This is a genomic window from Wolbachia endosymbiont (group A) of Udea olivalis, from assembly GCF_964028365.1.
Classification (GTDB): Bacteria; Pseudomonadota; Alphaproteobacteria; order Rickettsiales; family Anaplasmataceae; genus Wolbachia; species Wolbachia pipientis.
On sequence record NZ_OZ034773.1, the window covers coordinates 1,575,763 to 1,601,190 of the forward strand.

At 36.4% G+C, this 25,428-nt stretch carries 17 protein-coding genes and 2 pseudogenes; 9 read left to right on the forward strand and 10 right to left on the reverse strand.

Annotated features, from left to right (window positions below):
* Positions 1-30: 30 nt before the first annotated feature.
* Positions 31-852: pseudogene (locus ABWU32_RS07415) on the reverse strand (IS982 family transposase).
* An 85-nt stretch (positions 853-937) separates the two neighbouring features.
* Between ABWU32_RS07415 and ABWU32_RS07420 the strand changes: the two are divergent.
* Both ABWU32_RS07420 and uvrB (ABWU32_RS07425) read left to right on the forward strand, forming a co-directional pair.
* Positions 938-1,258: pseudogene (locus ABWU32_RS07420) on the forward strand (transposase); the annotation flags it as partial.
* Positions 1,259-1,653: 395 nt separating this feature from the next.
* The gene (gene uvrB, locus ABWU32_RS07425; RefSeq protein ID WP_141457217.1) at positions 1,654-3,561 is read left to right on the forward strand and encodes an excinuclease ABC subunit UvrB; all 1,908 of its coding nucleotides are present in this window, start codon (positions 1,654-1,656) and stop codon (positions 3,559-3,561) included.
* 180 nt (positions 3,562-3,741) lie between these two features.
* Here uvrB (ABWU32_RS07425) and ABWU32_RS07430 read toward each other — a convergent pair whose 3' ends face one another.
* The 3 genes from ABWU32_RS07430 to ABWU32_RS07440 form a co-directional block, all read right to left on the reverse strand.
* On the reverse strand, positions 3,742-6,825 hold the full coding sequence (locus ABWU32_RS07430; protein ID WP_353278640.1) for a hypothetical protein: 3,084 nt from the start codon (positions 6,823-6,825) through the stop codon (positions 3,742-3,744).
* A gap of 21 nt (positions 6,826-6,846) precedes the next feature.
* Positions 6,847-7,074: a hypothetical protein gene (locus ABWU32_RS07435; RefSeq protein WP_015589227.1), complete on the reverse strand. Its 228-nt coding sequence runs from the start codon at positions 7,072-7,074 to the stop codon at positions 6,847-6,849.
* 93 nt (positions 7,075-7,167) lie between these two features.
* Positions 7,168-8,322: a hypothetical protein gene (locus ABWU32_RS07440; protein WP_015589229.1), complete on the reverse strand. Its 1,155-nt coding sequence runs from the start codon at positions 8,320-8,322 to the stop codon at positions 7,168-7,170.
* A gap of 550 nt (positions 8,323-8,872) precedes the next feature.
* Between ABWU32_RS07440 and ABWU32_RS07445 the strand changes: the two genes are divergently transcribed.
* The 3 genes from ABWU32_RS07445 to ABWU32_RS07455 all read left to right on the forward strand — a co-directional run bounded on the left by ABWU32_RS07445 (position 8,873) and on the right by ABWU32_RS07455 (position 13,645).
* On the forward strand, positions 8,873-10,219 hold the full coding sequence (locus tag ABWU32_RS07445; protein ID WP_015589228.1) for a hypothetical protein: 1,347 nt from the start codon (positions 8,873-8,875) through the stop codon (positions 10,217-10,219).
* Positions 10,220-10,312: 93 nt separating this feature from the next.
* Complete coding sequence (locus ABWU32_RS07450; protein ID WP_015589227.1) at positions 10,313-10,540, forward strand: hypothetical protein; 228 nt, start codon at positions 10,313-10,315, stop codon at positions 10,538-10,540.
* Between the two features lie 21 nt (positions 10,541-10,561).
* Positions 10,562-13,645 (forward strand): hypothetical protein, encoded by a 3,084-nt coding sequence (locus ABWU32_RS07455; RefSeq protein WP_353278640.1) that lies wholly within the window; start codon positions 10,562-10,564, stop codon positions 13,643-13,645.
* A 180-nt stretch (positions 13,646-13,825) separates the two neighbouring features.
* Here the strand turns inward: ABWU32_RS07455 and uvrB (ABWU32_RS07460) are convergent, their stop codons facing one another.
* The 5 genes from uvrB (ABWU32_RS07460) to ABWU32_RS07485 all read right to left on the reverse strand — a co-directional run bounded on the left by uvrB (ABWU32_RS07460) (position 13,826) and on the right by ABWU32_RS07485 (position 19,761).
* Entirely contained in the window at positions 13,826-15,733 is a 1,908-nt protein-coding gene (uvrB, locus tag ABWU32_RS07460) for an excinuclease ABC subunit UvrB (RefSeq protein ID WP_141457217.1), read from the reverse strand.
* A gap of 323 nt (positions 15,734-16,056) precedes the next feature.
* The gene (locus ABWU32_RS07470; RefSeq protein WP_015589225.1) at positions 16,057-17,550 is read right to left on the reverse strand and encodes a DegQ family serine endoprotease; all 1,494 of its coding nucleotides are present in this window, start codon (positions 17,548-17,550) and stop codon (positions 16,057-16,059) included.
* 3 nt (positions 17,551-17,553) lie between these two features.
* Positions 17,554-18,426 (reverse strand): protease modulator HflC, encoded by an 873-nt coding sequence (gene hflC / locus ABWU32_RS07475; RefSeq protein ID WP_015589224.1) that lies wholly within the window; start codon positions 18,424-18,426, stop codon positions 17,554-17,556.
* A gap of 2 nt (positions 18,427-18,428) precedes the next feature.
* Positions 18,429-19,463, reverse strand: coding sequence for an FtsH protease activity modulator HflK (gene hflK, locus ABWU32_RS07480; protein ID WP_006279849.1), 1,035 nt, complete (start codon positions 19,461-19,463; stop codon positions 18,429-18,431).
* A gap of 82 nt (positions 19,464-19,545) precedes the next feature.
* Positions 19,546-19,761 (reverse strand): hypothetical protein, encoded by a 216-nt coding sequence (locus ABWU32_RS07485; protein ID WP_006279848.1) that lies wholly within the window; start codon positions 19,759-19,761, stop codon positions 19,546-19,548.
* Positions 19,762-19,916: 155 nt separating this feature from the next.
* Between ABWU32_RS07485 and ABWU32_RS07490 the strand changes: the two genes are divergently transcribed.
* The 3 genes from ABWU32_RS07490 (at position 19,917) to ABWU32_RS07500 (ending at position 23,040) form a co-directional block, all read left to right on the forward strand.
* On the forward strand, positions 19,917-21,839 hold the full coding sequence (locus ABWU32_RS07490; RefSeq protein WP_353278645.1) for a hypothetical protein: 1,923 nt from the start codon (positions 19,917-19,919) through the stop codon (positions 21,837-21,839).
* A gap of 252 nt (positions 21,840-22,091) precedes the next feature.
* Entirely contained in the window at positions 22,092-22,421 is a 330-nt protein-coding gene (locus tag ABWU32_RS07495) for a transposase (RefSeq protein WP_141456678.1), read from the forward strand.
* A complete protein-coding gene (locus tag ABWU32_RS07500) occupies positions 22,405-23,040 on the forward strand; it encodes a transposase (RefSeq protein WP_265027790.1) in 636 nt (211 codons plus the stop codon). Before ABWU32_RS07495 ends, ABWU32_RS07500 begins: the two co-directional genes overlap by 17 nt.
* 349 nt (positions 23,041-23,389) lie before the next feature.
* Here ABWU32_RS07500 and ABWU32_RS07505 read toward each other — a convergent pair whose 3' ends face one another.
* Entirely contained in the window at positions 23,390-24,367 is a 978-nt protein-coding gene (locus tag ABWU32_RS07505) for a quinone oxidoreductase family protein (protein WP_015589284.1), read from the reverse strand.
* Between the two features lie 118 nt (positions 24,368-24,485).
* Here ABWU32_RS07505 and ABWU32_RS07510 point away from each other — a divergent pair, with 118 nt between their 5' ends.
* Entirely contained in the window at positions 24,486-25,184 is a 699-nt protein-coding gene (locus ABWU32_RS07510) for a hypothetical protein (protein ID WP_015589285.1), read from the forward strand.
* Positions 25,185-25,428: the final 244 nt, after the last annotated feature.

Consider the following 25,428-nt stretch of genomic DNA (forward strand, 5'->3'; position numbering starts at 1 on the left):
CCAGTTGCGGATTAGCCAACGAAGTAAAGCTTAGAAATGCAGCGGCTGTATGGAATATGAAACAAGCGTAGAAAAAATGTGTACCAAAAAATTTATCGGTGATCTATGGCGAGTATGCTCAATCTCAAATTTGTTTTTCAGAGAGCCAAAAACTGTCTCAATAATCGATCTTTTTCTTAACAAAATCTTCTCATTTAGCGCCATTAATGAGTTTTTCGTACCCTTTTTTATACTGGTTACAAGCTTTAACCCTCTATCGAATAATTCGTGAAAAAGATCTTTTTTGATATATCCTTTATCTCCAAACAATAATCCAGTCAATTTCTTAGTTAAATTTGGCACAGGTATCAACGTTGCCTTTTATCACCGTAACCCCTTGAATTTCGCCAGTTTCATTGATTACTAGATGTACCGAAAAACCACCCATAAGTAGTCTTTCCAATCTTTGCCAACCCTTTGAAAACTTTGTTTCTCGAGGTCCTTTTTGGATGGCAAACAGCGATAGATGTTGCATCTATGTACGAAATCCCTGTCACTTTTGACTGTTCGCAAAACCATTGCATTAAGAGCGCTAAATACCATAAAATCCGCGATTTTAACCTGATAAACCTACTATAGGATGGCAATTTTGGAAACGCTGATTCGTATAATAATTTCAAATAATGCACATAGAAAATTTTAAAATTGTCGCACTTGATATAGCAATATTATGGTAAAAATCTCTGAATGCGTAATCTCTGGCGTCCTGGTTGGTTTTTTGCCACTTGGTAGAAGTTTTTCTGCAAAATTTTCATCGACTGTATTGCAAAAATCATCGACTATACAAAAGATTTCTGTTACTTTCTCTTTCATTGGTAACCTCCTATTTTAGGAATGAATATCAAATACCTCGGAGTTTACCCTATTTCCTTACCTTTTCTATTTTTTCTAATTTACAACTGGGGTTAGCAGTGCTGTGAGAATGGTTGAAAGCGCAAAAGAAAACCTCTCGGAAGTTAAAAATATACTGGTCGATGCAGGTTATACAGGAGAAAATTTTGCAACTAAAATAAAAACGATTATTGGAGCAACTGTAGAAGTAATAAAACGAAGTGAATTACATTCCTTTGCTGTATTGCCACAAAGATGGGTTGTAGAGCGATCTTTCGCTTGGTTAGAAAAATGCAGACGATTGTGGAAAAATTGCGAGCGAAAACTTAACACTAGCCTACAAATGGTCGTTCTTTCCTTCATTTCTCTTCTATTGAGAAGATTTTAAACAGGTTCTAAATCTTTATTTTAAAAATGTCATATTGACCACCGGTACCTGAAAATACTATTCCAATTGATCAGAGCTATCCATTTCCTTAATTTTTGTAACGTTGTCATAGGAGTACTATAACTTTAGTATCAACTATGTTTTATTGTTTTTGCATCTAAAAAAATTTAGCTTATTCAAGCAGCATTTTGCCTTTTTTTGGATGTAGGGATTTTTTAGGAATTGTCTTCTTGAATTCTATGGTATTTTGTTTAACATTGAAACAAGATTCCAGTGTCAGCTACTTGCATGACATTGTTGGTTAATGTTTTATGGCTTTACGATAGCTATACAACTTATCTTAAAAGCAATATAGTGTTTACTATACAATGAATCAAAGATAGTAAGTAAAGTCTATGGAATTTCAAATCGCTACACATTTTCAACCGGCTGGGGATCAACCACAGGCAATCGATAGCTTAATTGCAGGGCTAAATAGCAATAAAAGAGATCAGGTTTTGCTTGGAGTTACTGGTTCTGGGAAAACTTTTACTATGGCAAATGTTATTGCAAGGACAAACAGGCCTGCATTAATTATGGCACACAATAAAACTTTAGCAGCACAGCTTTATGAGGAAATGAAAGGATTGTTTCCCCATAATGCTGTTGAATACTTCATTTCTTATTATGATTATTATCAACCTGAAGCCTATTTACCACAAACTGATACTTATATCGAAAAAGATTCTGCAATTAACGAAAGAATTGAGATGCTGCGTTATTCCACCGTCTGCTCCCTTTTGGAGCGCAGGGATACGATCGTAGTTGCCAGTGTTTCCTGCATATACGGTCTTGGTTCGCCTGAGAGCTACCGCAGCATGATCATACCGCTTAGTGTTGGAAATAAAATTCGTATTAATGATTTCCTGAGCAACTTAACTGATCTTCAATACAAGCGCTCTGATGCCAGGTTTGAGAGAGGATATTTCAGAGTGCGCGGCGATATTATTGATATATTTCCTTCCCATTATGAAAATAAAGCTTGGCGTTTATCGTTATTTGGCGATGAAATAGAAGAAATTTCTGAAGTTGATGCTATAACGGGCAATGTTACCAAAGGCGTAAATAAAATCACCATTTTTCCAAATAGCTATTACATAACCCCGCGTGAGGCTTTGTTGCAGGCAATTGAACTAGTCAAAAAAGAGCTGCATGAACGCTTGGATTATTACTACTCGCAAAATAAGATTGTTGAAGCAAAGCGCCTCGAGCAACGCACTAATTTTGATATCGAAATGATGAGAACAACAGGAATATGTAAAGGTATTGAAAATTATTCGCGTTATCTCTATGGAATGGAAGCTGGGGATCCACCGCCTACTTTGTTTGAATATTTACCCAAAGACGTAATTTTATTTGTTGATGAGAGTCATGTCACCGTTCCTCAGGTTGGTGCGATGTACAGTGGTAATGAGGCGCGTAAAAAGAAATTGATTGACTATGGCTTCAGGCTCCCTTCCGCTTTTGATAATCGTCCATTAAAATTTGAAGAGTGGGAGGGAGTTAGGCCGCAGACTGTTTACATTTCAGCCACTCCAGGAAAGTATGAGTTGGCAAAGACCAATAATGTATTTATAGAGCAAGTTATCCGTCCAACAGGGCTTACAGACCCAATCTGCATTGTAAAACCAATAGAGAGTCAAATTGATGATGTAATTCATGAGGCACAAGTGACAATAGGGAAGGGATTTTGTGTTTTAATCACTACATTGACGAAAAAGATGGCTGAAAATTTAGCTGAATATATGAGTGAATTGAATATGAGAGTGAGTTATTTGCATTCTGATATTGCTGCGCTGGAGAGAATAGAAATTATATACAAATTGAGATCTAAAGAAATCGATGTTTTAGTAGGTGTTAACTTGCTGAGGGAAGGTCTTGATATTCCAGAGTGTGGGTTGGTTGCAATTTTGGATGCTGATAAAGAAGGATTTTTGCGATCGGAAACTTCATTAATTCAAACGATTGGTCGTGCTGCACGTAATGCTGAAGGTAGAGTAATTTTGTATGCAGATAAAATCACTGGTTCTTTAGATCGTGCATTGAGAGAGACCGAAAGAAGAAGAAAAAAACAAGAAGAACATAATATATTGCACAATATTATCCCGAAGACTATAATAAAACCTATATCAAACACCTTACAGGAGAGGGCAATAGCAGAACCGAAAGTAAATACTAATAAGGATGATTTGAGAAAGCAAATGATAGAGCATGCTAAAAATTTGGAGTTTGAAGAAGCAGCAAGAATAAAAAAATTATTGTAAGGTTAAGTAATATATGATGCTATGGGCATAGCATGAAAGTGTAAATAATTTTATTGATATCTTTATATTAATACTTTTTAAACATTTAGTACCATGCAATACTTACAATGGATGAGAAAAATTAACACCAGTGCTCTCAGGGTCAGCTAATAAAACACTTAGGTGGCTGAGAGCAGTGGATTAGGTACAACTGTTAACTTTTTTCTCCTGCAAGTATTGCTCGATCTTAGTAGCATCCATTTTAGTTCTAAAAGTGGAAGTACTGGAGTTCGATGAGACTGACGACCCACCACTAGCTTCTAGTCCATCTTCATCACTTCCAGTATCACTAGTCGATTTTTGTGAAGACGATCCTGAATAACCACTATCTTTAGAATTTGTAGAAGTGTTACCACTAATTTCTTGTTCATCAAAGAACTTAAAAAGTAAGCCTTTTTCTGCCTCCGAAGGTAAACCTGGGTGTAGTTGCTTTCCCTCCTTCTCAGGAGAAGAAAGGAGTAAGTTTAGCTTCTCTTTCCCACCAGGAGTATACAGCAAGTATTTTAACTGTGCATCCTCAAGAGAGTTGGAATCTAGTTTCTTCTGCAGCTTAGGACAAAGAAATGGGCGTAGTTCCTTCTTCTCGTCATTAGTAAGAGGTTTTTCTTGAGGAGAAGCCACTTTTGAGAGTGAAGAATTACGGTGAAGCCATTTTGCTAATTTGTCACGAAATGAACGGTGTGACATATTTTTAGGTTCTACACGAGAATAAATAAGTAAGGATATTATATTGCCTGCCTCAGGAGAGAAAGGTTTGGATATTCGCTCTCCCTCAGGAGACAAAAGTAAGGGTAATCGCTCCTTCCCTTCAGGAGAAAGAACTAAAGGTATCGTCTTTTGCCCCTCAGGAGAAGGTGAAAACAGCAGCTCTTTTCCCTTAGGAGAAAAAAGTGAATGCAGTTGTTGTTTATTCTCAGAAGAAAAAAGCGAGCATAGTTGCTTATTCCCCTCAGTAGAAAAAAGAAAGTCTAGTAGGTTTTCCTGTTCACGAGGATCCGAAATCGAGGATAACTGCTTTCCCGCCTCAGAAGAAAGAAGTAAGGGTAGTTGCTTCTTCCCTTCAGAAGAAGAAAAATAATCTAGAAAACACAAAAAAGCTTTTACTGTTTCATTACTAGCACAAGTAGAAAAATCCGCAAGTGGCAGTGACTGTGGCCGCTTATTGTCTACGGGAGGATTTAGATCTTTCCTTGATTCAGATATCCCTGGAACAGTACTAGTAGTTATAGAAGAATTCGACTGTGGCCGCTCAAGCGACCCTAAACCACTATCTACAGAAATTTTAGAACTACGGTCCCCGGGCACATTTGGCTTGCTTACGGCATCTTGTGGCAAGTGTTCTGGAATACCACCAAAAGACGTGTTCTCTAGAGACTCTAATATACTAGATTGTCGTACCTTTGATGGAGTGCTACTACCTGAAAACGAATTACTTTCTGACCCTTTCCGGCTACTCGGAGATTCACTCTGTGGCTTTGCTTTAGAATACTCATCACTACTTTTTCGATCACTTTCATCAGTAACTTGCTGTTTTTCAGGTTCCTCATTAGAAGCCACAGAATTTAAGGACATTGAATCATTCCATGCTGTAGGAAAAGGAGTCAATGATGGCCTATAGCTCACTTGCTGACCCTGAATCTTTATTAGCATACTTTCATCATCTGCCTGATCACCTTCCAATGCTCTCACACCCACCTGTGAGCAAGCCCCTTGCTCGCTTTTATCATGTTCTTCAGATTTCATACCCAAAATGTTCACATCTTTCAAACATGGAGAACGTGCAGAAAACTCAAGACTTGAGGACTTTTGATCATTCTTTGTCGTAAGTAGAATTGGTTTCGTCGATATTGTGTAATGAACTGGAGGAGTTATAACACGTGGAAAAGAAGTTAACGTTGATGGCAAAAAGTACGAATCCTCTGGCATACTTTCATCTCGTTTATCTATGTACGCGTATGAACTGGATGGCATGTCCGTTTGCTGAGAAGAAGTACTAGCCTGACCTATCTCTTCCCCCAGCACCCCCCGAAAAGGCTCTGTTTCTTTCTCTCTTTCTGATCCTTGCCTGGGATGCTTCTCTAACCCTTCACCACAACTTCGCTTGGGAAACTCCTGTGTCGGTGATGCTTCAGCTAATAGCGTTCGAGGAAGCCCAGGATCAATCTCTATTTGACCATCTTTATTGATTACAGAGTTTTCTATAATTACAGGAATTAAAAGAGCAATCTGTCTATTGGAAAAAGCATATACACCACCAAATCTACCTGATCGTGTGGTTTCAGTTTGACCTTTAATATCATTCAAAAGATCACAACCAAATTGAGCATTAATCTTATTTGCCTCACCACGATTTAGGTACCTTGAAATATTACCCTCTTTGATTGTAGGTATAAAAGCAAAGCGATCTCCATTACTTATCTTGTCTTTATCGATAAACTCATCATAGTAATACCTGTGGATTGATATTTCAGTTAAGCGAAAGATTAGCTCGCCTATAGCATCCTTGTAGTGTTTAGCTTTCACTTTTAAATTATCACTGTGCTGAAGGTAAAAATTATACCCCACCTCTTTTTTAGAAGCTTCTGTTATATTTCTAATGAAACCAATATTTTCAACATCTTTAACATATACCTTATTGCCATCAATATGATAGAAATCTGAATAACTACAACCATGCTCCTCCATTTGTGCTTGAAGTGCCATCACAAAATACGTTTGCAGATTTGGGCCATTAAACAACAGACATTTTATATAACTAGATGACGGATCCATTTTTGCCTGCTTTATACTTGCGTTTAAAGTCTCTTCAATGCGTTTTTTACCAAGATGATGTTTTTCATCAATTTTCTTAATCACTCGGTCTTCGACATCATTTTCAAATTCCTCAGCAAAGTGCACCTTGAGATTAAAAATTACTCTAGAGTCTATAGGAACTGTGAGCTTAGTTATTCTTGTTTTCTTGTCATACTTTAACCATTTCTTATCAAAGTGAAATGGAAAAGATTCAAGATCAAAAACGTGACAAGCTACAAACTCATCAGAATAATATTCTCTTACTAAGTCTCTTGCCATCTGTGATAAGTACCTCTTTGCAGAGCGCCGACCACAATTAAACTTAACGACGATATTATCGCCCTCCACAACAAAATTAGTGTTGACTTTAGAGCCGTAATTACTAACGTTAAATGCATTAACCAGCTCCTTAACAAAATCTAAACTAGTCATAACTCCTCCCCTATCAAAATATTACTTTTCTTTATTTTTACTCCCAGCCTTATCAGCTTTAGTACCACTCATCCTCGTATAAGGATACTTACCACAATCATCAAACCTACTACGACCCTCGTGCATGTCTGGTCCACCACCTTCTCTAGGATTAGCTTTTAGCCAGGCAGCAGAATCATACCCACCAGAGCCTACCTTAAAACGAGGATCTCCTTGTGAACTAGAGCTCGCTTGTTGTTTTTTATCCATAATACCCTCCGTTAATAAAAATATTATGTAATCTATATATTATAAATAAATCATAAGTGCAACAACTTTTTTGCATTTTCATAAATTTTTTTTTCATTTCCCTTTATAACCTCCTTTAGGCTGAACATTTATAGAATTAAGTTCTGATTCTGGTGAAATTTGATCCTGCTCAGCAAGTAATTCACCGCAAATTTTATCTATATCAATTGTTTCTTTGCCAGTATTACTACTCTTTTGTCCACCAATTGACCCTACTGTTTCTTTGCTAGCATTACCACTATTTCTCATATTTTGCTCACCAGTTGACCCTACTGTTGGTGTCTGCCCACTAATATTCATGCTTTTCTTTTCTGATTTTTCACTAGACCGCCCTGTCTTTTCAACAAATATTGGCCCCTTCTCCGCAGGTTTCTGTGGACACACCTCTTTCTTCTGTTCCTCCGGCTTCGCTTTTTTCTCTTCTTTGTCCACTTTTTGTTTTTGTGAATTTTCATGAGATTTTCTTTCAAGCTCAGTAAGACGCAATAGATGTTTCAAAGGATCTGACACAATTTCAAGTTCTGGTTTGCTCAGAACAACCGGCCTTACAAATCCTGGTGAAATTTCAAAAAGGAAAACTGGCACTTTAGGTTTTTCTCTTTCATCCACTTTCATTTCTACGTTTTCGCAAACTTCTTTATTTTCTTCCTTTAATGATGTTTTTTCTGCTTTTTTATCTTCTTTTTCTGTAGATGCCTCTACCGCAGCCGCCAACTCAACTCCAAACATCTCTGCGAACATTGTAACAATCCATCCGACAACAGCCATTTGTAACCTGAGTTTCAGATCTTGCAATGCAGTTAATCTTTCTAACGCCCTTGCAAACTCTTCTTCTGATAACTCACCACTGCCTAATTTCTCCTGCAATTCTTTTATCTCTTTGTCCAACCTCTGATTGAAACTTAAATCGCGTGCAAAAATCTTCTTGATTAACTCCTTAAGCTTATCACGCAAAAACTTCATTATCGCAGCAATCAGGTTTTTTTCTTTCTTCTCCTTGAGCATTTGGTAGATTTTCGGATCATCTACATCTACTTCAAAAAGGGTAAAGAGAGATTCAAAGAAATTCCAGAAATCTCCGAGTACTCTTCCTTTTTCACCAGTGAAGTAATCCTCATCATCACCTTGCCCGATATGTAGCTCTGCTTGAGATGATATTTCATCGATACAACTAGAAGCCTGACGCTCACACTCGAGCCTCCTGAGCAAATCTTGTCTGGTGAGCTCCTCTACGCACTGCCTCTATTGTCTGATATAGCTAAAGTGACTTACGATAATTTGAAAAACAAAAATTCGTCATTCCGCTACTTGTTAGCGGAATCTATACCGCGAATGAATCGCGGTATGACGTAGGACTGCTGTCATCCCAGTGCGTGACACTGGGATCTCGTTCCTTAACTTTATAGTGTAAATTATTTCAAATTGTGTCTAGCTGCAAGTATAATAATTTCCATTTATAGATAAAGTATGTTGCAAATGTTATGCCAAAGAGTATAATAAAATCTATATCAAATACTTTACAAGAAAAAGTGGGATAGAGGCAAAAGCAAATATTAATAAGGATAATTTAAGAAAAGTGCATGCTAGAGTTTGAAGAAGCAGTAAAAATAAAAAATATTATTGAAAGGTTAAATAGCACATGATATAATATATATATAGTGTAAAAATGTAAATAATTTTATTGACATCTTTACATTAATAGTTCTTAAATATTTAGTACTGTAGAATTAAATTATTAAGTTTTATGAAGGAAGTAAAAATGGTGGAAAGCTTTTCAGGTAACAACAAAGGCAGTAATTTTATTGAGGAGGCAAAAATAATGGAAAATTTTTCAGATAATAACGGAAACGGTAGCTCGATCTTCCAAGGAAAAATCAGGGAGCAAGATTTCTCTGCAGAGCAGAAGCTAAATGAACTAAAAGCAGCCATAGAGGAGCTCACCAGACAAGATTTGCTCAGGAGGCTCGAGTGTGAGCGTCAGGCTTCTAGTTGTATCGATGAAATATCATCTCAAGCAGAGCTACATATCGGGCAAGGTGATGATGAGGATTACTTCACTGGTGAAAAAGGAAGAGTACTCGGAGATTTCTGGAATTTCTTTGAATCTCTCTTTACCCTTTTTGAAGTAGATGTAGATGATCCGAAAATCTACCAAATGCTCAAGGAGAAGAAAGAAAAAAACCTGATTGCTGCGATAATGAAGTTTTTGCGTGATAAGCTTAAGGAGTTAATCAAGAAGATTTTTGCACGCGATTTAAGTTTCAATCAGAGGTTGGACAAAGAGATAAAAGAATTGCAGGAGAAATTAGGCAGTGGTGAGTTATCAGAAGAAGAGTTTGCAAGGGCGTTAGAAAGATTAACTGCATTGCAAGATCTGAAACTCAGGTTACAAATGGCTGTTGTCGGATGGATTGTTACAATGTTCGCAGAGATGTTTGGAGTTGAGTTGGCGGCTGCGGTAGAGGCATCTACAGAAAAAGAAGATAAAAAAGCAGAAAAAACATCATTAAAGGAAGAAAATAAAGAAGTTTGCGAAAACGTAGAAATGAAAGTGGATGAAAGAGAAAAACCTAAAGTGCCAGTTTTCCTTTTTGAAATTTCACCAGGATTTGTAAGGCCGGTTGTTCTGAGCAAACCAGAACTTGAAATTGTGTCAGATCCTTTGAAACATCTATTGCGTCTTACTGAGCTTGAAAGAAAATCTCATGAAAATTCACAAAAACAAAAAGTGGACAAAGAAGAGAAAAAAGCGAAGCCGGAGGAACAGAAGAAAGAGGTGTGTCCACAGAAACCTGCGGAGAAGGGGCCAATATTTGTTGAAAAGACAGGGCGGTCTAGTGAAAAATCAGAAAAGAAAAGCATGAATATTAGTGGGCAGACACCAACAGTAGGGTCAACTGGTGAGCAAAATATGAGAAATAGTGGTAATGCTAGCAAAGAAACAGTAGGGTCAATTGGTGGACAAAAGAGTAGTAATACTGGCAAAGAAACAATTGATATAGATAAAATTTGCGGTGAATTACTTGCTGAGCAGGATCAAATTTCACCAGAATCAGAACTTAATTCTATAAATGTTCAGCCTAAAGGAGGTTATAAAGGGAAATGAAAAAAAAATTTATGAAAATGCAAAAAAGTTGTTGCACTTATGATTTATTTATAATATATAGATTACATAATATTTTTATTAACGGAGGGTATTATGGATAAAAAACAACAAGCGAGCTCTAGTTCACAAGGAGATCCTCGTTTTAAGGTAGGCTCTGGTGGGTATGATTCTGCTGCCTGGCTAAAAGCTAATCCTAGAGAAGGTGGTGGACCAGACATGCACGAGGGTCGTAGTAGGTTTGATGATTGTGGTAAGTATCCTTATACGAGGATGAGTGGTACTAAAGCTGATAAGGCTGGGAGTAAAAATAAAGAAAAGTAATATTTTGATAGGGGAGGAGTTATGACTAGTTTAGATTTTGTTAAGGAGCTGGTTAATGCATTTAACGTTAGTAATTACGGCTCTAAAGTCAACACTAATTTTGTTGTGGAGGGCGATAATATCGTCGTTAAGTTTAATTGTGGTCGGCGCTCTGCAAAGAGGTACTTATCACAGATGGCAAGAGACTTAGTAAGAGAATATTATTCTGATGAGTTTGTAGCTTGTCACGTTTTTGATCTTGAATCTTTTCCATTTCACTTTGATAAGAAATGGTTAAAGTATGACAAGAAAACAAGAATAACTAAGCTCACAGTTCCTATAGACTCTAGAGTAATTTTTAATCTCAAGGTGCACTTTGCTGAGGAATTTGAAAATGATGTCGAAGACCGAGTGATTAAGAAAATTGATGAAAAACATCATCTTGGTAAAAAACGCATTGAAGAGACTTTAAACGCAAGTATAAAGCAGGCAAAAATGGATCCGTCATCTAGTTATATAAAATGTCTGTTGTTTAATGGCCCAAATCTGCAAACGTATTTTGTGATGGCACTTCAAGCACAAATGGAGGAGCATGGTTGTAGTTATTCAGATTTCTATCATATTGATGGCAATAAGGTATATGTTAAAGATGTTGAAAATATTGGTTTCATTAGAAATATAACAGAAGCTTCTAAAAAAGAGGTGGGGTATAATTTTTACCTTCAGCACAGTGATAATTTAAAAGTGAAAGCTAAACACTACAAGGATGCTATAGGCGAGCTAATCTTTCGCTTAACTGAAATATCAATCCACAGGTATTACTATGATGAGTTTATCGATAAAGACAAGATAAGTAATGGAGATCGCTTTGCTTTTATACCTACAATCAAAGAGGGTAATATTTCAAGGTACCTAAATCGTGGTGAGGCAAATAAGATTAATGCTCAATTTGGTTGTGATCTTTTGAATGATATTAAAGGTCAAACTGAAACCACACGATCAGGTAGATTTGGTGGTGTATATGCTTTTTCCAATAGACAGATTGCTCTTTTAATTCCTGTAATTATAGAAAACTCTGTAATCAATAAAGATGGTCAAATAGAGATTGATCCTGGGCTTCCTCGAACGCTATTAGCTGAAGCATCACCGACACAGGAGTTTCCCAAGCGAAGTTGTGGTGAAGGGTTAGAGAAGCATCCCAGGCAAGGATCAGAAAGAGAGAAAGAAACAGAGCCTTTTCGGGGGGTGCTGGGGGAAGAGATAGGTCAGGCTAGTACTTCTTCTCAGCAAACGGACATGCCATCCAGTTCATACGCGTACATAGATAAACGAGATGAAAGTATGCCAGAGGATTCGTACTTTTTGCCATCAACGTTAACTTCTTTTCCACGTGTTATAACTCCTCCAGTTCATTACACAATATCGACGAAACCAATTCTACTTACGACAAAGAATGATCAAAAGTCCTCAAGTCTTGAGTTTTCTGCACGTTCTCCATGTTTGAAAGATGTGAACATTTTGGGTATGAAATCTGAAGAACATGATAAAAGCGAGCAAGGGGCTTGCTCACAGGTGGGTGTGAGAGCATTGGAAGGTGATCAGGCAGATGATGAAAGTATGCTAATAAAGATTCAGGGTCAGCAAGTGAGCTATAGGCCATCATTGACTCCTTTTCCTACAGCATGGAATGATTCAATGTCCTTAAATTCTGTGGCTTCTAATGAGGAACCTGAAAAACAGCAAGTTACTGATGAAAGTGATCGAAAAAGTAGTGATGAGTATTCTAAAGCAAAGCCACAGAGTGAATCTCCGAGTAGCCGGAAAGGGTCAGAAAGTAATTCGTTTTCAGGTAGTAGCACTCCATCAAAGGTACGACAATCTAGTATATTAGAGTCTCTAGAGAACACGTCTTTTGGTGGTATTCCAGAACACTTGCCACAAGATGCCGTAAGCAAGCCAAATGTGCCCGGGGACCGTAGTTCTAAAATTTCTGTAGATAGTGGTTTAGGGTCGCTTGAGCGGCCACAGTCGAATTCTTCTATAACTACTAGTACTGTTCCAGGGATATCTGAATCAAGGAAAGATCTAAATCCTCCCGTAGACAATAAGCGGCCACAGTCACTGCCACTTGCGGATTTTTCTACTTGTGCTAGTAATGAAACAGTAAAAGCTTTTTTGTGTTTTCTAGATTATTTTTCTTCTTCTGAAGGGAAGAAGCAACTACCCTTACTTCTTTCTTCTGAGGCGGGAAAGCAGTTATCCTCGATTTCGGATCCTCGTGAACAGGAAAACCTACTAGACTTTCTTTTTTCTACTGAGGGGAATAAGCAACTATGCTCGCTTTTTTCTTCTGAGAATAAACAACAACTGCATTCACTTTTTTCTCCTAAGGGAAAAGAGCTGCTGTTTTCACCTTCTCCTGAGGGGCAAAAGACGATACCTTTAGTTCTTTCTCCTGAAGGGAAGGAGCGATTACCCTTACTTTTGTCTCCTGAGGGAGAGCGAATATCCAAACCTTTCTCTCCTGAGGCAGGCAATATAATATCCTTACTTATTTATTCTCGTGTAGAACCTAAAAATATGTCACACCGTTCATTTCGTGACAAATTAGCAAAATGGCTTCACCGTAATTCTTCACTCTCAAAAGTGGCTTCTCCTCAAGAAAAACCTCTTACTAATGACGAGAAGAAGGAACTACGCCCATTTCTTTGTCCTAAGCTGCAGAAGAAACTAGATTCCAACTCTCTTGAGGATGCACAGTTAAAATACTTGCTGTATACTCCTGGTGGGAAAGAGAAGCTAAACTTACTCCTTTCTTCTCCTGAGAAGGAGGGAAAGCAACTACACCCAGGTTTACCTTCGGAGGCAGAAAAAGGCTTACTTTTTAAGTTCTTTGATGAACAAGAAATTAGTGGTAACACTTCTACAAATTCTAAAGATAGTGGTTATTCAGGATCGTCTTCACAAAAATCGACTAGTGATACTGGAAGTGATGAAGATGGACTAGAAGCTAGTGGTGGGTCGTCAGTCTCATCGAACTCCAGTACTTCCACTTTTAGAACTAAAATGGATGCTACTAAGATCGAGCAATACTTGCAGGAGAAAAAAGTTAACAGTTGTACCTAATCCACTGCTCTCAGCCACCTAAGTGTTTTATTAGCTGACCCTGAGAGCACTGGTGTTAATTTTTCTCATCCATTGTAAGTATTGCATGGTACTAAATGTTTAAAAAGTATTAATATAAAGATATCAATAAAATTATTTACACTTTCATGCTATGCCCATAGCATCATATATTACTTAACCTTACAATAATTTTTTTATTCTTGCTGCTTCTTCAAACTCCAAATTTTTAGCATGCTCTATCATTTGCTTTCTCAAATCATCCTTATTAGTATTTACTTTCGGTTCTGCTATTGCCCTCTCCTGTAAGGTGTTTGATATAGGTTTTATTATAGTCTTCGGGATAATATTGTGCAATATATTATGTTCTTCTTGTTTTTTTCTTCTTCTTTCGGTCTCTCTCAATGCACGATCTAAAGAACCAGTGATTTTATCTGCATACAAAATTACTCTACCTTCAGCATTACGTGCAGCACGACCAATCGTTTGAATTAATGAAGTTTCCGATCGCAAAAATCCTTCTTTATCAGCATCCAAAATTGCAACCAACCCACACTCTGGAATATCAAGACCTTCCCTCAGCAAGTTAACACCTACTAAAACATCGATTTCTTTAGATCTCAATTTGTATATAATTTCTATTCTCTCCAGCGCAGCAATATCAGAATGCAAATAACTCACTCTCATATTCAATTCACTCATATATTCAGCTAAATTTTCAGCCATCTTTTTCGTCAATGTAGTGATTAAAACACAAAATCCCTTCCCTATTGTCACTTGTGCCTCATGAATTACATCATCAATTTGACTCTCTATTGGTTTTACAATGCAGATTGGGTCTGTAAGCCCTGTTGGACGGATAACTTGCTCTATAAATACATTATTGGTCTTTGCCAACTCATACTTTCCTGGAGTGGCTGAAATGTAAACAGTCTGCGGCCTAACTCCCTCCCACTCTTCAAATTTTAATGGACGATTATCAAAAGCGGAAGGGAGCCTGAAGCCATAGTCAATCAATTTCTTTTTACGCGCCTCATTACCACTGTACATCGCACCAACCTGAGGAACGGTGACATGACTCTCATCAACAAATAAAATTACGTCTTTGGGTAAATATTCAAACAAAGTAGGCGGTGGATCCCCAGCTTCCATTCCATAGAGATAACGCGAATAATTTTCAATACCTTTACATATTCCTGTTGTTCTCATCATTTCGATATCAAAATTAGTGCGTTGCTCGAGGCGCTTTGCTTCAACAATCTTATTTTGCGAGTAGTAATAATCCAAGCGTTCATGCAGCTCTTTTTTGACTAGTTCAATTGCCTGCAACAAAGCCTCACGCGGGGTTATGTAATAGCTATTTGGAAAAATGGTGATTTTATTTACGCCTTTGGTAACATTGCCCGTTATAGCATCAACTTCAGAAATTTCTTCTATTTCATCGCCAAATAACGATAAACGCCAAGCTTTATTTTCATAATGGGAAGGAAATATATCAATAATATCGCCGCGCACTCTGAAATATCCTCTCTCAAACCTGGCATCAGAGCGCTTGTATTGAAGATCAGTTAAGTTGCTCAGGAAATCATTAATACGAATTTTATTTCCAACACTAAGCGGTATGATCATGCTGCGGTAGCTCTCAGGCGAACCAAGACCGTATATGCAGGAAACACTGGCAACTACGATCGTATCCCTGCGCTCCAAAAGGGAGCAGACGGTGGAATAACGCAGCATCTCAATTCTTTCGTTAATTGCAGAATCTTTTTCGATATAAGTATCAGTTTGTGGTAAATAGGCTTCAGGTTGATAATAATCATAATAAGAAATGAAGTATTCAACAGCATTATGGGGAAACAATCCTTTCATTTCCTCATAAAGCTGTGCTGCTAAAGTTTTATTGTGTGCCATAATTAATGCAGGCCTGTTTGTCCTTGCAATAACATTTGCCATAGTAAAAGTTTTCCCAGAACCAGTAACTCCAAGCAAAACCTGATCTCTTTTATTGCTATTTAGCCCTGCAATTAAGCTATCGATTGCCTGTGGTTGATCCCCAGCCGGTTGAAAATGTGTAGCGATTTGAAATTCCATAGACTTTACTTACTATCTTTGATTCATTGTATAGTAAACACTATATTGCTTTTAAGATAAGTTGTATAGCTATCGTAAAGCCATAAAACATTAACCAACAATGTCATGCAAGTAGCTGACACTGGAATCCAGTTTTTATTATACAGCTGCTCAATGTGCTCATTACAGTGAAGTTTCCAGTGTCTGGGCACTGGGATGACATCCTTTGGTTTTTTATATGGTTATGCAAGAAATCTAGTGTAGATTTTAATTTATTTTATAAGATTGAAGTGTTACAGTAGCGAGCTTACAACACTACTGTTTTGTAAATTTAGTGAATAAAATTACTTCTTTAACTTTATTGAAGCGAAAAATTGATTTCCATTGCGGTAAATGAGCAACATTATTGAATCTTTACCGTTTTTCTTTACTGCTGAATCAACTTGTTTTTGAAAATCATTAGTATTTTCTATATCGGTTCCATCTAATTGGATAATAATGTCTCCTTTTTTAATACCACGCAACGTGGCATTACTGTTACTATCTACATTGGTAACTATCACACCTTTTGTAGGTACATTATTTTTACTTTCTTTTGATTCTTTTGGCAGATTTGAAACAGTTAAACCGGTTACATAATCAGATGTTGATTTATTTTCTTCTTGATTGTTATCTTGGCCATCATTTGTAGATTCTCCGATCACAACTTTAATATTAACCTCTTTGCTCTTTCTAAGTAACTTAACTTGCACTTTTTTCTCAGGTCCAGCTCTTGAAACCATTTGAGGTAATTGTGTCATTCTATCGATTTTTTTACCGTCAAATTCTAATAATATATCACCTACTTTAATCCCACCTTTTTCTGCAGGACTATCCTTTACTATACTTGCAACCAATGCGCCTTTTATATCTTTTAAACCCAAGGACTCAGCAAATTCTTTCGTTATAGGCTGAACTTGCACACCAAGCCAACCATGTTTTATTTTTTTGCCACTTTTTAATGTGTCAATAATTGACATAGCTAAATTAGATGGTATGGCAAAACCTATACCCACATTGCCGCCAGACTCAGATGGAGAATAGATAGCAGTATTAATACCTATAACTTTTCCATTTAAATCAAATAACGGTCCTCCAGAGTTACCCCTATTAATTGCAGCATCAGTTTGAATAAATTCATTCATAGTGCCAATACTAATGTCCCTGGACCTTGCAGATATAATTCCTGTGCTTACAGAGCCACCCAAACCAAATGGGTTACCTATTGCCATAACCGTATCACCAACCCTTGCTTTATCAGAATCACCAAATGCAACAGAAGAAAGATCTTTATCAGAATTAATCTTAAGCACAGCAAGATCAGTTCTTGCATCATAGCCTAAAACTTCTGCTTTGAAATAAGTATTATCGTTCATAGTAACTGTGATATCTTTGGCGTTTTTAATAACGTGATAATTGGTTACTATAGTTCCACCTTTATCTATAATAAACCCAGAACCAAGCAACACCACCTCTTTGTTAACACTAGGGCCCCTATCCATAAAAAACTGATCAAAATGCTCAAAAAACTCTCTAAAATCATCAAAAAAATTATTTCCTGGCATAGATGGAACTCTAGTTCTGCTGTTATTTTCTTGTTTGATGATTTGTTCGCTTGAAATATTTACAACCGCAGGAATGAGTTCTTCCACTAAATCGGCAAGTCCTTGATTACAGTTGCATGCAGTAGTGCTAGCATCAACGACCTTTTTTGCATTCCAATCAAACATATTAGCATACGAAGAAAACGCAATTAGAAAATATGCAAATATAGATAAAATAAATGCCTTACTTTTCATAAATTATTTCCATCCTTTATTTAAAATATCTAAAAAGTTATTGTTTGGTGAAAGTACAAATTTAGTATTATTTTCGGCAAATGATTTACTGTAAGCGCTCATAGAGCGATAAAAGTTAAAGAACTCTTCATCAACCTTAAATGCCTCATTATAAATTCTAGTTGCTTCAGCATAACCACGGCCCCTTATTTCGTACGATTCTTTTACTGCACTGGAGATAATTTCCCTTTTTAATTTATCAGCTTTTGATCTAACTTCCTGCCCAGCTTGCTCTCCTTCTGCTCTAATTTCTTTTGCTTCTTTTTCCCTTTCAGTTTGCATACGGCGAAATATTGCAGAACTATTTTCTTCTGGTAAATCTGCTCTCTTAATTCTTACATCTATTATTTCTATGCCAAATTTTTCAGCTTCAGAATAAACTCCACGCTGAATCAATTGCATAACCTCTGATCTTTTTTCATTCAACAAGCTAATCAACGAAAATCTGCCTATATTTTCTCTTATGTGAGCTTCTATAACCGGATATAATCTTCTAACCAGACCTGATTCATTCCTCACAGCCTGGTAAAAAGTAATAGGATTCGTTATTTTATATTTTGCATACGCATCTACTATAATACGTTTTTGATCTGCAGTTATCACTTCTCTTGGAGTTTTGTCAGGACTTAAATCTAAAACTCTTTTATCAAGAAACTCTACACTATTTATGAATGGCAACTTAAAATATAAGCCACTTTCCCTAACATCCCTTACAACTTTACCCAGTTGTATAACTATTGCTTGCTTTGTTTCTTGCACAACAAATATTGAATTAGATAAAGCAATCAATAAAACAACAAATACAGAAACAAAAACAATTTTAATATTACTACTCATGGTTATTTTCCTAAATTTGTAAGAGGTAAATAAGAAAACATACCTTTCAGATCATCAGTTACAACAACTTTGTCTACCTTACTGAAAATATTTTCCATAGTTTCAAGATAAATACGATTCTTAACGAGAGAAGGATTCTGTCTATATTCCTCATAAAGAGATAAAAAGCGATTTGCATTACCTTTTGCTTCATTTATTACTTCATTTTCATATGCTTGTGCATCTAATTTTATCTTTATCGCTTCACCCTTTGCTCGAGGTATAATATCATTATTATAAGCATATGCTTCGTTTATAGTACGCTCTTTGTCTGCACGAGCACTTTGTACATCTCTAAACGAACTGATTACTTTTTCTGGTGGATCAATTTTTTTCATTTGAACAGATAAAATCTCTATACCCATTTGGTATCCATCAAGAATCTGCTGCAATAGAATTCTAGTATCTCTAGAAATTTCTGGTCTGCCTTGACCAAGTGCAAAAGAGATCGTGTTTTTACCTATTATTTCTCTCATGGCACTTTCAGCAGCATTTTTAACACTGAAACCGGGTTTGTAATCCCGCACTTTGAATAAATAGTCCTTAGCATCTCTAACGCGCCATTGAACCTCGAAGTTAACGTTGACTATATTTTCATCTCCAGTTAGCATCACGCCTTCACCGCGATCTGTATCTCGCCCATAAGAACTACTTACCCCAATTTCTTCACGATTTACTTCCTTAACGTTCACTTTAAAAACCTTGCCAATAGGGTAGGGGAAGTGATAACGCAAACCAGGTGTTTCCGTATTAGAATATTTACCAAAGGTAAGTTCTATACTTTCTTCACTAGGATGGACAATATAAAAGCCAGTGCAAGCATAGAACAGCAAAATAATGAAAATGATGAAATAAGGTTTTTTGCCCCTGTTTCTGGTTAATCCATTAAGAAAGAACCTTATATCAGATACAGCTTTACTTAAAATATCTTCATTATTAGGAGTTTTGTTCCCTACCGGTTTCTTTCCCAGATTCCAAGGATTATTATCATCAAACATAATGATTGATTCTATAATTAATACGCTAATATTACTTCTTTAATAAGAAAATGCAAACATAAATTGCTATTTTATTTACAAATTAATCATCAGGATGGAAAACATGATCGTACACTTCCTTTTCTCTATGTAATATGGTCGACTCTATGGAATTTTCTGGCTTTTTTTTGAATTCTTTGTTGTCACTCTTTAAGTGCACTACGTCTTTGTGAAAATGGGAATTATACCTAAATAGTAAAGCTATTATTATTAAAGTTATAACAGCCAAAAAGATGAGTGTTCTTTTTCTATACTTCATAAATGCTGCAGCTTCTTGACCTAATTTTCTATGTTACCACAAAACACGTCAAGCGAAATTATTTGAAGACAAATAAATACTGGCAATCAATTTAACACTAACTTAAGAATCAAGGAATACAATTATAATATATTTAATTAATAGTGAGGTTTAAAATGTTACATAATGAAAAAAATTCAAATTCTGTTGGAACTCAACAAAACCAACCAGAAGATAGTTTTGATTTGAATAAAACGATGCAAAATCTACCAAATCCAGATATTGCTAATGATCCCAAGAAGCTAAAAGAAAGAATTACTGACCTGTTAAAAGGGGATACAGAATTCTCTAAGATGAAACAAGGAGATAAGATTCTTGTAGTAAGTGCAGCAAGTGGATTATTTACGGCAGTACTACCACTTTTGGCAGTTGGTGCAACACTTGCTATACCAGGTGCTATAGTTGGTCTTGCTTTATATTTCGCTGTAAAAGTCGCTGTAAAAACAGTTCAATCTGGATATAAAGGGCTCAAGTGGTCAGCAGAAAAAACAGTTGATGGGGCAAAATATACTGCTGGGAAAGTTAAGGACGCATCAACATACGCTGCCGGAAAAGTTAGAGATGGTGCTGTGCATGTTAAAGATAAGGTGAAAGAAGGTTATGAACATTCAGTAGATTCACTGAAAAAAGGCGCTAGTTTTGTAGGCGAAGGAGTGGCAAATAAATTCCATAAGGCATCTGGTGAGACGGACTATTTAGATAAGGTAAAAAGGTTTACTCCAGATGCAATTAAGAAATCTGACGAAATAAGAAATGATATGAAAGCAATTTTTGCTGATAAAGGAAATAATTCTGGGTTAGTGAAAAATGTACTTTCTGGAATATCGTCAGAAATTGATTTAAAAATGGCAGAGAAGGCAAAATCAGGGGAGATTGAACATACTTCTGGATGGCAAGTACAGAAAGAATTCATTAATAATTTAAATGAAAAAAGCTTGCATAACTTGTTAACACAAAGGTCATTACCTAAAGGTAGTTATTTCATCGACAGTGTTTTCTCTGAACATTACGATGAAATTAAGAAGGTTATTAAAGAATGTAGAGAAAATCATTTGTACTCAAGCGTAAGCAATATGTTTGACAGAGCAGAGAAAAAAGCTAACAGGCCTTCTGTCAAAAGTTTAACTAGGTCTGTGTCATCATCATTCTCTTCACTGGGAAGAAAAGGCTCTGAACAATCTAACAGCTTGTCAAAAAGCAATTCACTAAATTCTGTAAAGACTGACAGTACTGTTAGCAGCGAAGCGGAATTGTTAAATCCTGCGGAGCATAAAGAAGTAAAAGCACCTTCTTCACTTTGGGATAGGGTTTCATCACCTTTCAAAAGTGGCAAAAAGTCAAAAAAAACTTCTGAAGTTAAATATCAAGTTCTTTCTGAATCAGACACGTTGCCTAGAAAAATAGGAAATAGCACTTTTTACGTTGATACTCCTACTCCAATTGAGAATACTAATAAAACTGCAACAATAGGAGGAAGACCAGGAGTTGCACGACGTAATAGTACTAGCAACCTTACTAGGGTAGGAACTCCAGAAGTACCAACTAGAAGCGCCTCATTGACTAACTTAAATGGACAAAGTTCTTTCAGTGAAGATGTTCTCAGTGATCCTAAAGTAAACCAATATCTTGGTAATTCGAATAAAGGAACTCTAACTCGCAGTAATTCTTTTGATAGTGCAAGAGGTTCATCTGGTCCTTCTACACCAACAAGCTCATTAGAAAGATTGGAACAATCTTTCAGTAAAGATGAAGTTGGGGCAGCAATGGAGAAAAACTTAAAAGAATTTAGTTTAAGTGCTAAAACTGAATCTACATTACACAATTCTTTTAGTAATCGTAATGGTTCTGATAGTGGATTCAATTCACCAACTTCTTCTCCAACACATACAATGTTTACTGAAAATGGCAAGGCAAAAACCCAAGCTGACTTAAGAAAGACAGGTCATCTGGACAAACTGGTGGGACAGCCTTCTACGAAAGTAGCTGTTGACACTGACGTTCAACAGCAAGCTGCACAAACAGCTGTGAAAACGAACTAAACAAAGCTATCCACCTTCTCCAAAAGGATGTTACTCAATGAGTAACATCCTTTTTTGTTTTTAAATTATAGAAAAATCCTAGATCCCAGCGGTATGCGTACAACCGTATGAACATTGTGATTTCTCTGCTAGGAAAGGTGTCATCCGAGTAGCTGACACTTGGATGGCTTTGTTGCATCGCTCAAGTGAAAAGAACTGGCAGTTACTGACAAAATTCATTATAAATAGCCATTTAACTGTTGAAGAAAAAATATGCCACAAAAAATGAGAGTCAGTAACTGCCATGAATATAACAAATTTCTCCAAGAAAGAGGAAGCATTTTTTGTTATATCAATGACGCCATAGAAAATTGGTACGAGAATTGTCCAAAAATGCAGGGCGGCAACTATATTTATAGTGATAAAGTTGTGATTTTGGTGCATATAATCGTCAGTTTCTTTAGAATTGGTTTAAGACAAACAGTCGGGTTTATAAAAGGGTATTTGCAACAAATAGGAAGAGATTTGGCAGTTATCAGCTATTCACAAGCATCAAGAAGGTTTAAGAAACTTAATATTAAGATAAATGATTGCAGAAAATAATATGGAAGATATCGAAATTGCTATAGACAGTACAGGAATTAGTATATACAACAACACTCCTGGTCACAGCAAGGAAAATAGCACTGACAGAAAATATCGTGGCTATGAGCAAACGAGAAAATTGCACGTAATGTTGAATATAAACAACAAAAAAGCCATAGCTGTAAAATACAGTAACGGTGTCTACTCTGATCACTATGGAGCTTGTGATTTGCTAAAAGAAGTTGATTTTCAGCATGCCATAAAAGCACTATATGCAGATAGAGCATGTGATAGGCACAAGTTTTATAAGTTGTGTAACGAATATGATATAAAGACAAAAATTCCACCAATAAACAATGCGGCAGAACATCCAGAAATAGATTATATGTCTGACAGGAATGCTGCTATTAGGTTAATAAAATTATACGGTGAAGATGGCATGAAAGAATGGAAAAAAGAAGTAAATTATGGGAAAAGATCTTATATTGAAGGGTTTTTCTCAAGATTAAAGCAAATATTCGGATTTAGTTTGAGGAATAAATCTGAGATAAATCGAGAAAAAGAACTGCTAATCAAATGCTATTTGCTTAATAAATTCACTGATATTGGTATGGCTAAATTTGAGATAGTTACATGAATTTACCATAAATCACCATCTCATAAAGTGTGATGCAACAAAGCCATCCCAGTGTCTGGGCACTGGGATGACAAGAAGAGAGCACTGGAATGACAGGAGAAGGGGGGCTACTACCGTCATAAAGGAACCAGTGTCAGCTACTCGGATGATACCTTTTTCTACTTAATTTGGGTTATGCAAGAAGTCTATTCGCGGTATAGATTCCCGCTAACACGTAGCGGGATGACGGTTGTCGGTAAGCCTAAGTCAGTTTAGCTATATGCTTTTAATTCCCTCAAAAGGAGAATTAAATATGTGAAGTTCTAGTTGATATGATTTAATGAATGGTTAGTTTAAATTACTAGTTTATTTAAGAGATTTTGATAATATTTAACCCACTTGCTTTTCTGTTTTCCATATCGCGATGGGCTTGAATTATTTCATCAAATTTATATTTTTTATTGATCCGTACAGTTAAAAGTTTTTTTCTTATCATCTCGAAGATTTCCATTGTGGTAAGCACTAATGTGAATCTATCATGCTTATAATGATATATTAAGGTTCCAGTTGCAAATAACGAGCGTGAACTAAGTAAAGAAAAACTAATAGGAGCGTTACCTGATATCTGCCCATAGGAAACGTATATGCCGAACCTGCCTAAAGATTCAAAAGAGAGCTTGCTTGTAGCGTAACCTATGGGGTCATATACTGCACCTACTCCTCTGTTTTGCGTAATCTCCATAATTTTAGAAACGAAGTCTTTATCATTGTAGTTTATTGCGTATGTGCAGCCACTTTGTAAAGCTATCTTCATTTTTTCATCAGAGCTTACAGAACCTATCACTACACCTTTTTTATCCTTCGCCCATTGACATATTATTTGCCCTAAGCCACCATTAGCTCCATGAACTAGCACAAAAGCACCAGGCCTGATTTTATAAGATTGATTAACTAAATAGTGAGCTGTCATACCTTTAAACAGCACTGCAGCAGCAACTTCATCAGATATGTCATCTGGGATTTTTATCAGATATTTCTGGTGTATAATGCGCTTTTCACAATATGCCCCTGGAGGAGCTGTGCAATATCCAACTCTATCTCCGACCTTCAACCCATCACTGATTTTTTTACCAAGCTTTTCAATAACTCCCACTGCTTCTACCCCAAGCACTGATGGTAAATTTTTAATTTTGCGCGTACCTTTTCTGTGCTCTAAATCATAACGATTTAAGCCGATAGTTGTGTGACGCACTAAGACTTCCTCGCCTTTTGGCTCACCTATATTCTTATCTACAAATTCTAATACTTCTGGTCCCCCAGTTTTTTTAATTTGTATAGCTCTAACCATGATGAATGTAAGATAAAAACTTTGATTATGTTATCTAACAATTAATATTTTGCAAAATGTTATTTAGAGTTTATATACTATATAAGTGCATATTAATAGTTTTAAGGTATAAATTATGATGGATAGAGAAAATTTGCTTTATAGTGTTTTGTATAATGTGTTGTACAAAGTGGATAAAGATAACGGTTTAGATACTAGTAATATAATAAAAAAAATAAAAGAAAGGCTAGAAAGTGGAATGCGAACTTCAAGCAAAGAAAACTATTATGAATATTTATATGCTTCTTGGGAAAAAAAAGGTTTTGATATTAATCACAAATTTGATTTGAAAGACTATGATGGCTTTCCAGTAGATAGTCTTTTTTCTATTGCTATTAATAACAAACCTCACGCTTTACCAAATCTAGCGCAAGTTTTAATAAAAGCAGGTACTAACGTGCAAAATGAAAAAGGATATTTACATGCCTGCGCTTTGACTCGTTCTCCAGACGTGTTAAAGGCTCTCATAGAAGCGGGGGTAAGTGATAGCCCACATGAACACTACGGTGGAAATACCGCTTTAGATTGTGTTACTGAATTATATGATGCAGAGAAGTCAATTGAATGCAAAGATTGCTGTAAGATTCTAATTAAGCATACATTGGAAAAAAAACCTCATGAAAAAATGCCAGATTCTGTAAAAAATAATAAGGAATTGGCTCAATATTGGAATGCTTGTGAAGCAAAGAATGAAGGATGGGAATTGATAACACCAAGCACTGAGACACAAGTAGTCGGTGCGCAAAAAGCAAATAAGAACTCCTGCTCAATTCAATAGATCTGTTGCATAATCATTATTTGAATAACAACGCACTCCTTCTATAGCTAACACGTCATACCGCCGCGGAGATCCCGCTAACAAGTAGCGGGATGACGAGGTTTACCTTATCGGATTACGTCATACCGCCGCGGTATCTCAAAGCATAGATCCCGCTAACGGGTAGCGGGTAGCGGGTAGCGGAATGACAGTTTTTCAAATTGTCGGTAAATCTAAGTCAGTTTAGCTATAGCTCACGCTGCTT

Coding starts and splice junctions, on each gene's coding strand:
- uvrB (WP_141457217.1), top strand. CDS start 1,654: ATGGAATTTCAAATCGCTACACATTTTCAACCGGCTGGGGATCAACCA.
- ABWU32_RS07430 (WP_353278640.1), bottom strand. CDS start 6,825: ATGACTAGTTTAGATTTTGTTAAGGAGCTGGTTAATGCATTTAACGTT.
- ABWU32_RS07435 (WP_015589227.1), bottom strand. CDS start 7,074: ATGGATAAAAAACAACAAGCGAGCTCTAGTTCACAAGGAGATCCTCGT.
- ABWU32_RS07445 (WP_015589228.1), top strand. CDS start 8,873: ATGGTGGAAAGCTTTTCAGGTAACAACAAAGGCAGTAATTTTATTGAG.
- ABWU32_RS07450 (WP_015589227.1), top strand. CDS start 10,313: ATGGATAAAAAACAACAAGCGAGCTCTAGTTCACAAGGAGATCCTCGT.
- ABWU32_RS07455 (WP_353278640.1), top strand. CDS start 10,562: ATGACTAGTTTAGATTTTGTTAAGGAGCTGGTTAATGCATTTAACGTT.
- uvrB (WP_141457217.1), bottom strand. CDS start 15,733: ATGGAATTTCAAATCGCTACACATTTTCAACCGGCTGGGGATCAACCA.
- ABWU32_RS07470 (WP_015589225.1), bottom strand. CDS start 17,550: ATGAAAAGTAAGGCATTTATTTTATCTATATTTGCATATTTTCTAATT.
- hflC (WP_015589224.1), bottom strand. CDS start 18,426: ATGAGTAGTAATATTAAAATTGTTTTTGTTTCTGTATTTGTTGTTTTA.
- hflK (WP_006279849.1), bottom strand. CDS start 19,463: ATGTTTGATGATAATAATCCTTGGAATCTGGGAAAGAAACCGGTAGGG.
- ABWU32_RS07485 (WP_006279848.1), bottom strand. CDS start 19,761: ATGAAGTATAGAAAAAGAACACTCATCTTTTTGGCTGTTATAACTTTA.
- ABWU32_RS07490 (WP_353278645.1), top strand. CDS start 19,917: ATGTTACATAATGAAAAAAATTCAAATTCTGTTGGAACTCAACAAAAC.
- ABWU32_RS07495 (WP_141456678.1), top strand. CDS start 22,092: ATGCCACAAAAAATGAGAGTCAGTAACTGCCATGAATATAACAAATTT.
- ABWU32_RS07500 (WP_265027790.1), top strand. CDS start 22,405: ATGATTGCAGAAAATAATATGGAAGATATCGAAATTGCTATAGACAGT.
- ABWU32_RS07505 (WP_015589284.1), bottom strand. CDS start 24,367: ATGGTTAGAGCTATACAAATTAAAAAAACTGGGGGACCAGAAGTATTA.
- ABWU32_RS07510 (WP_015589285.1), top strand. CDS start 24,486: ATGGATAGAGAAAATTTGCTTTATAGTGTTTTGTATAATGTGTTGTAC.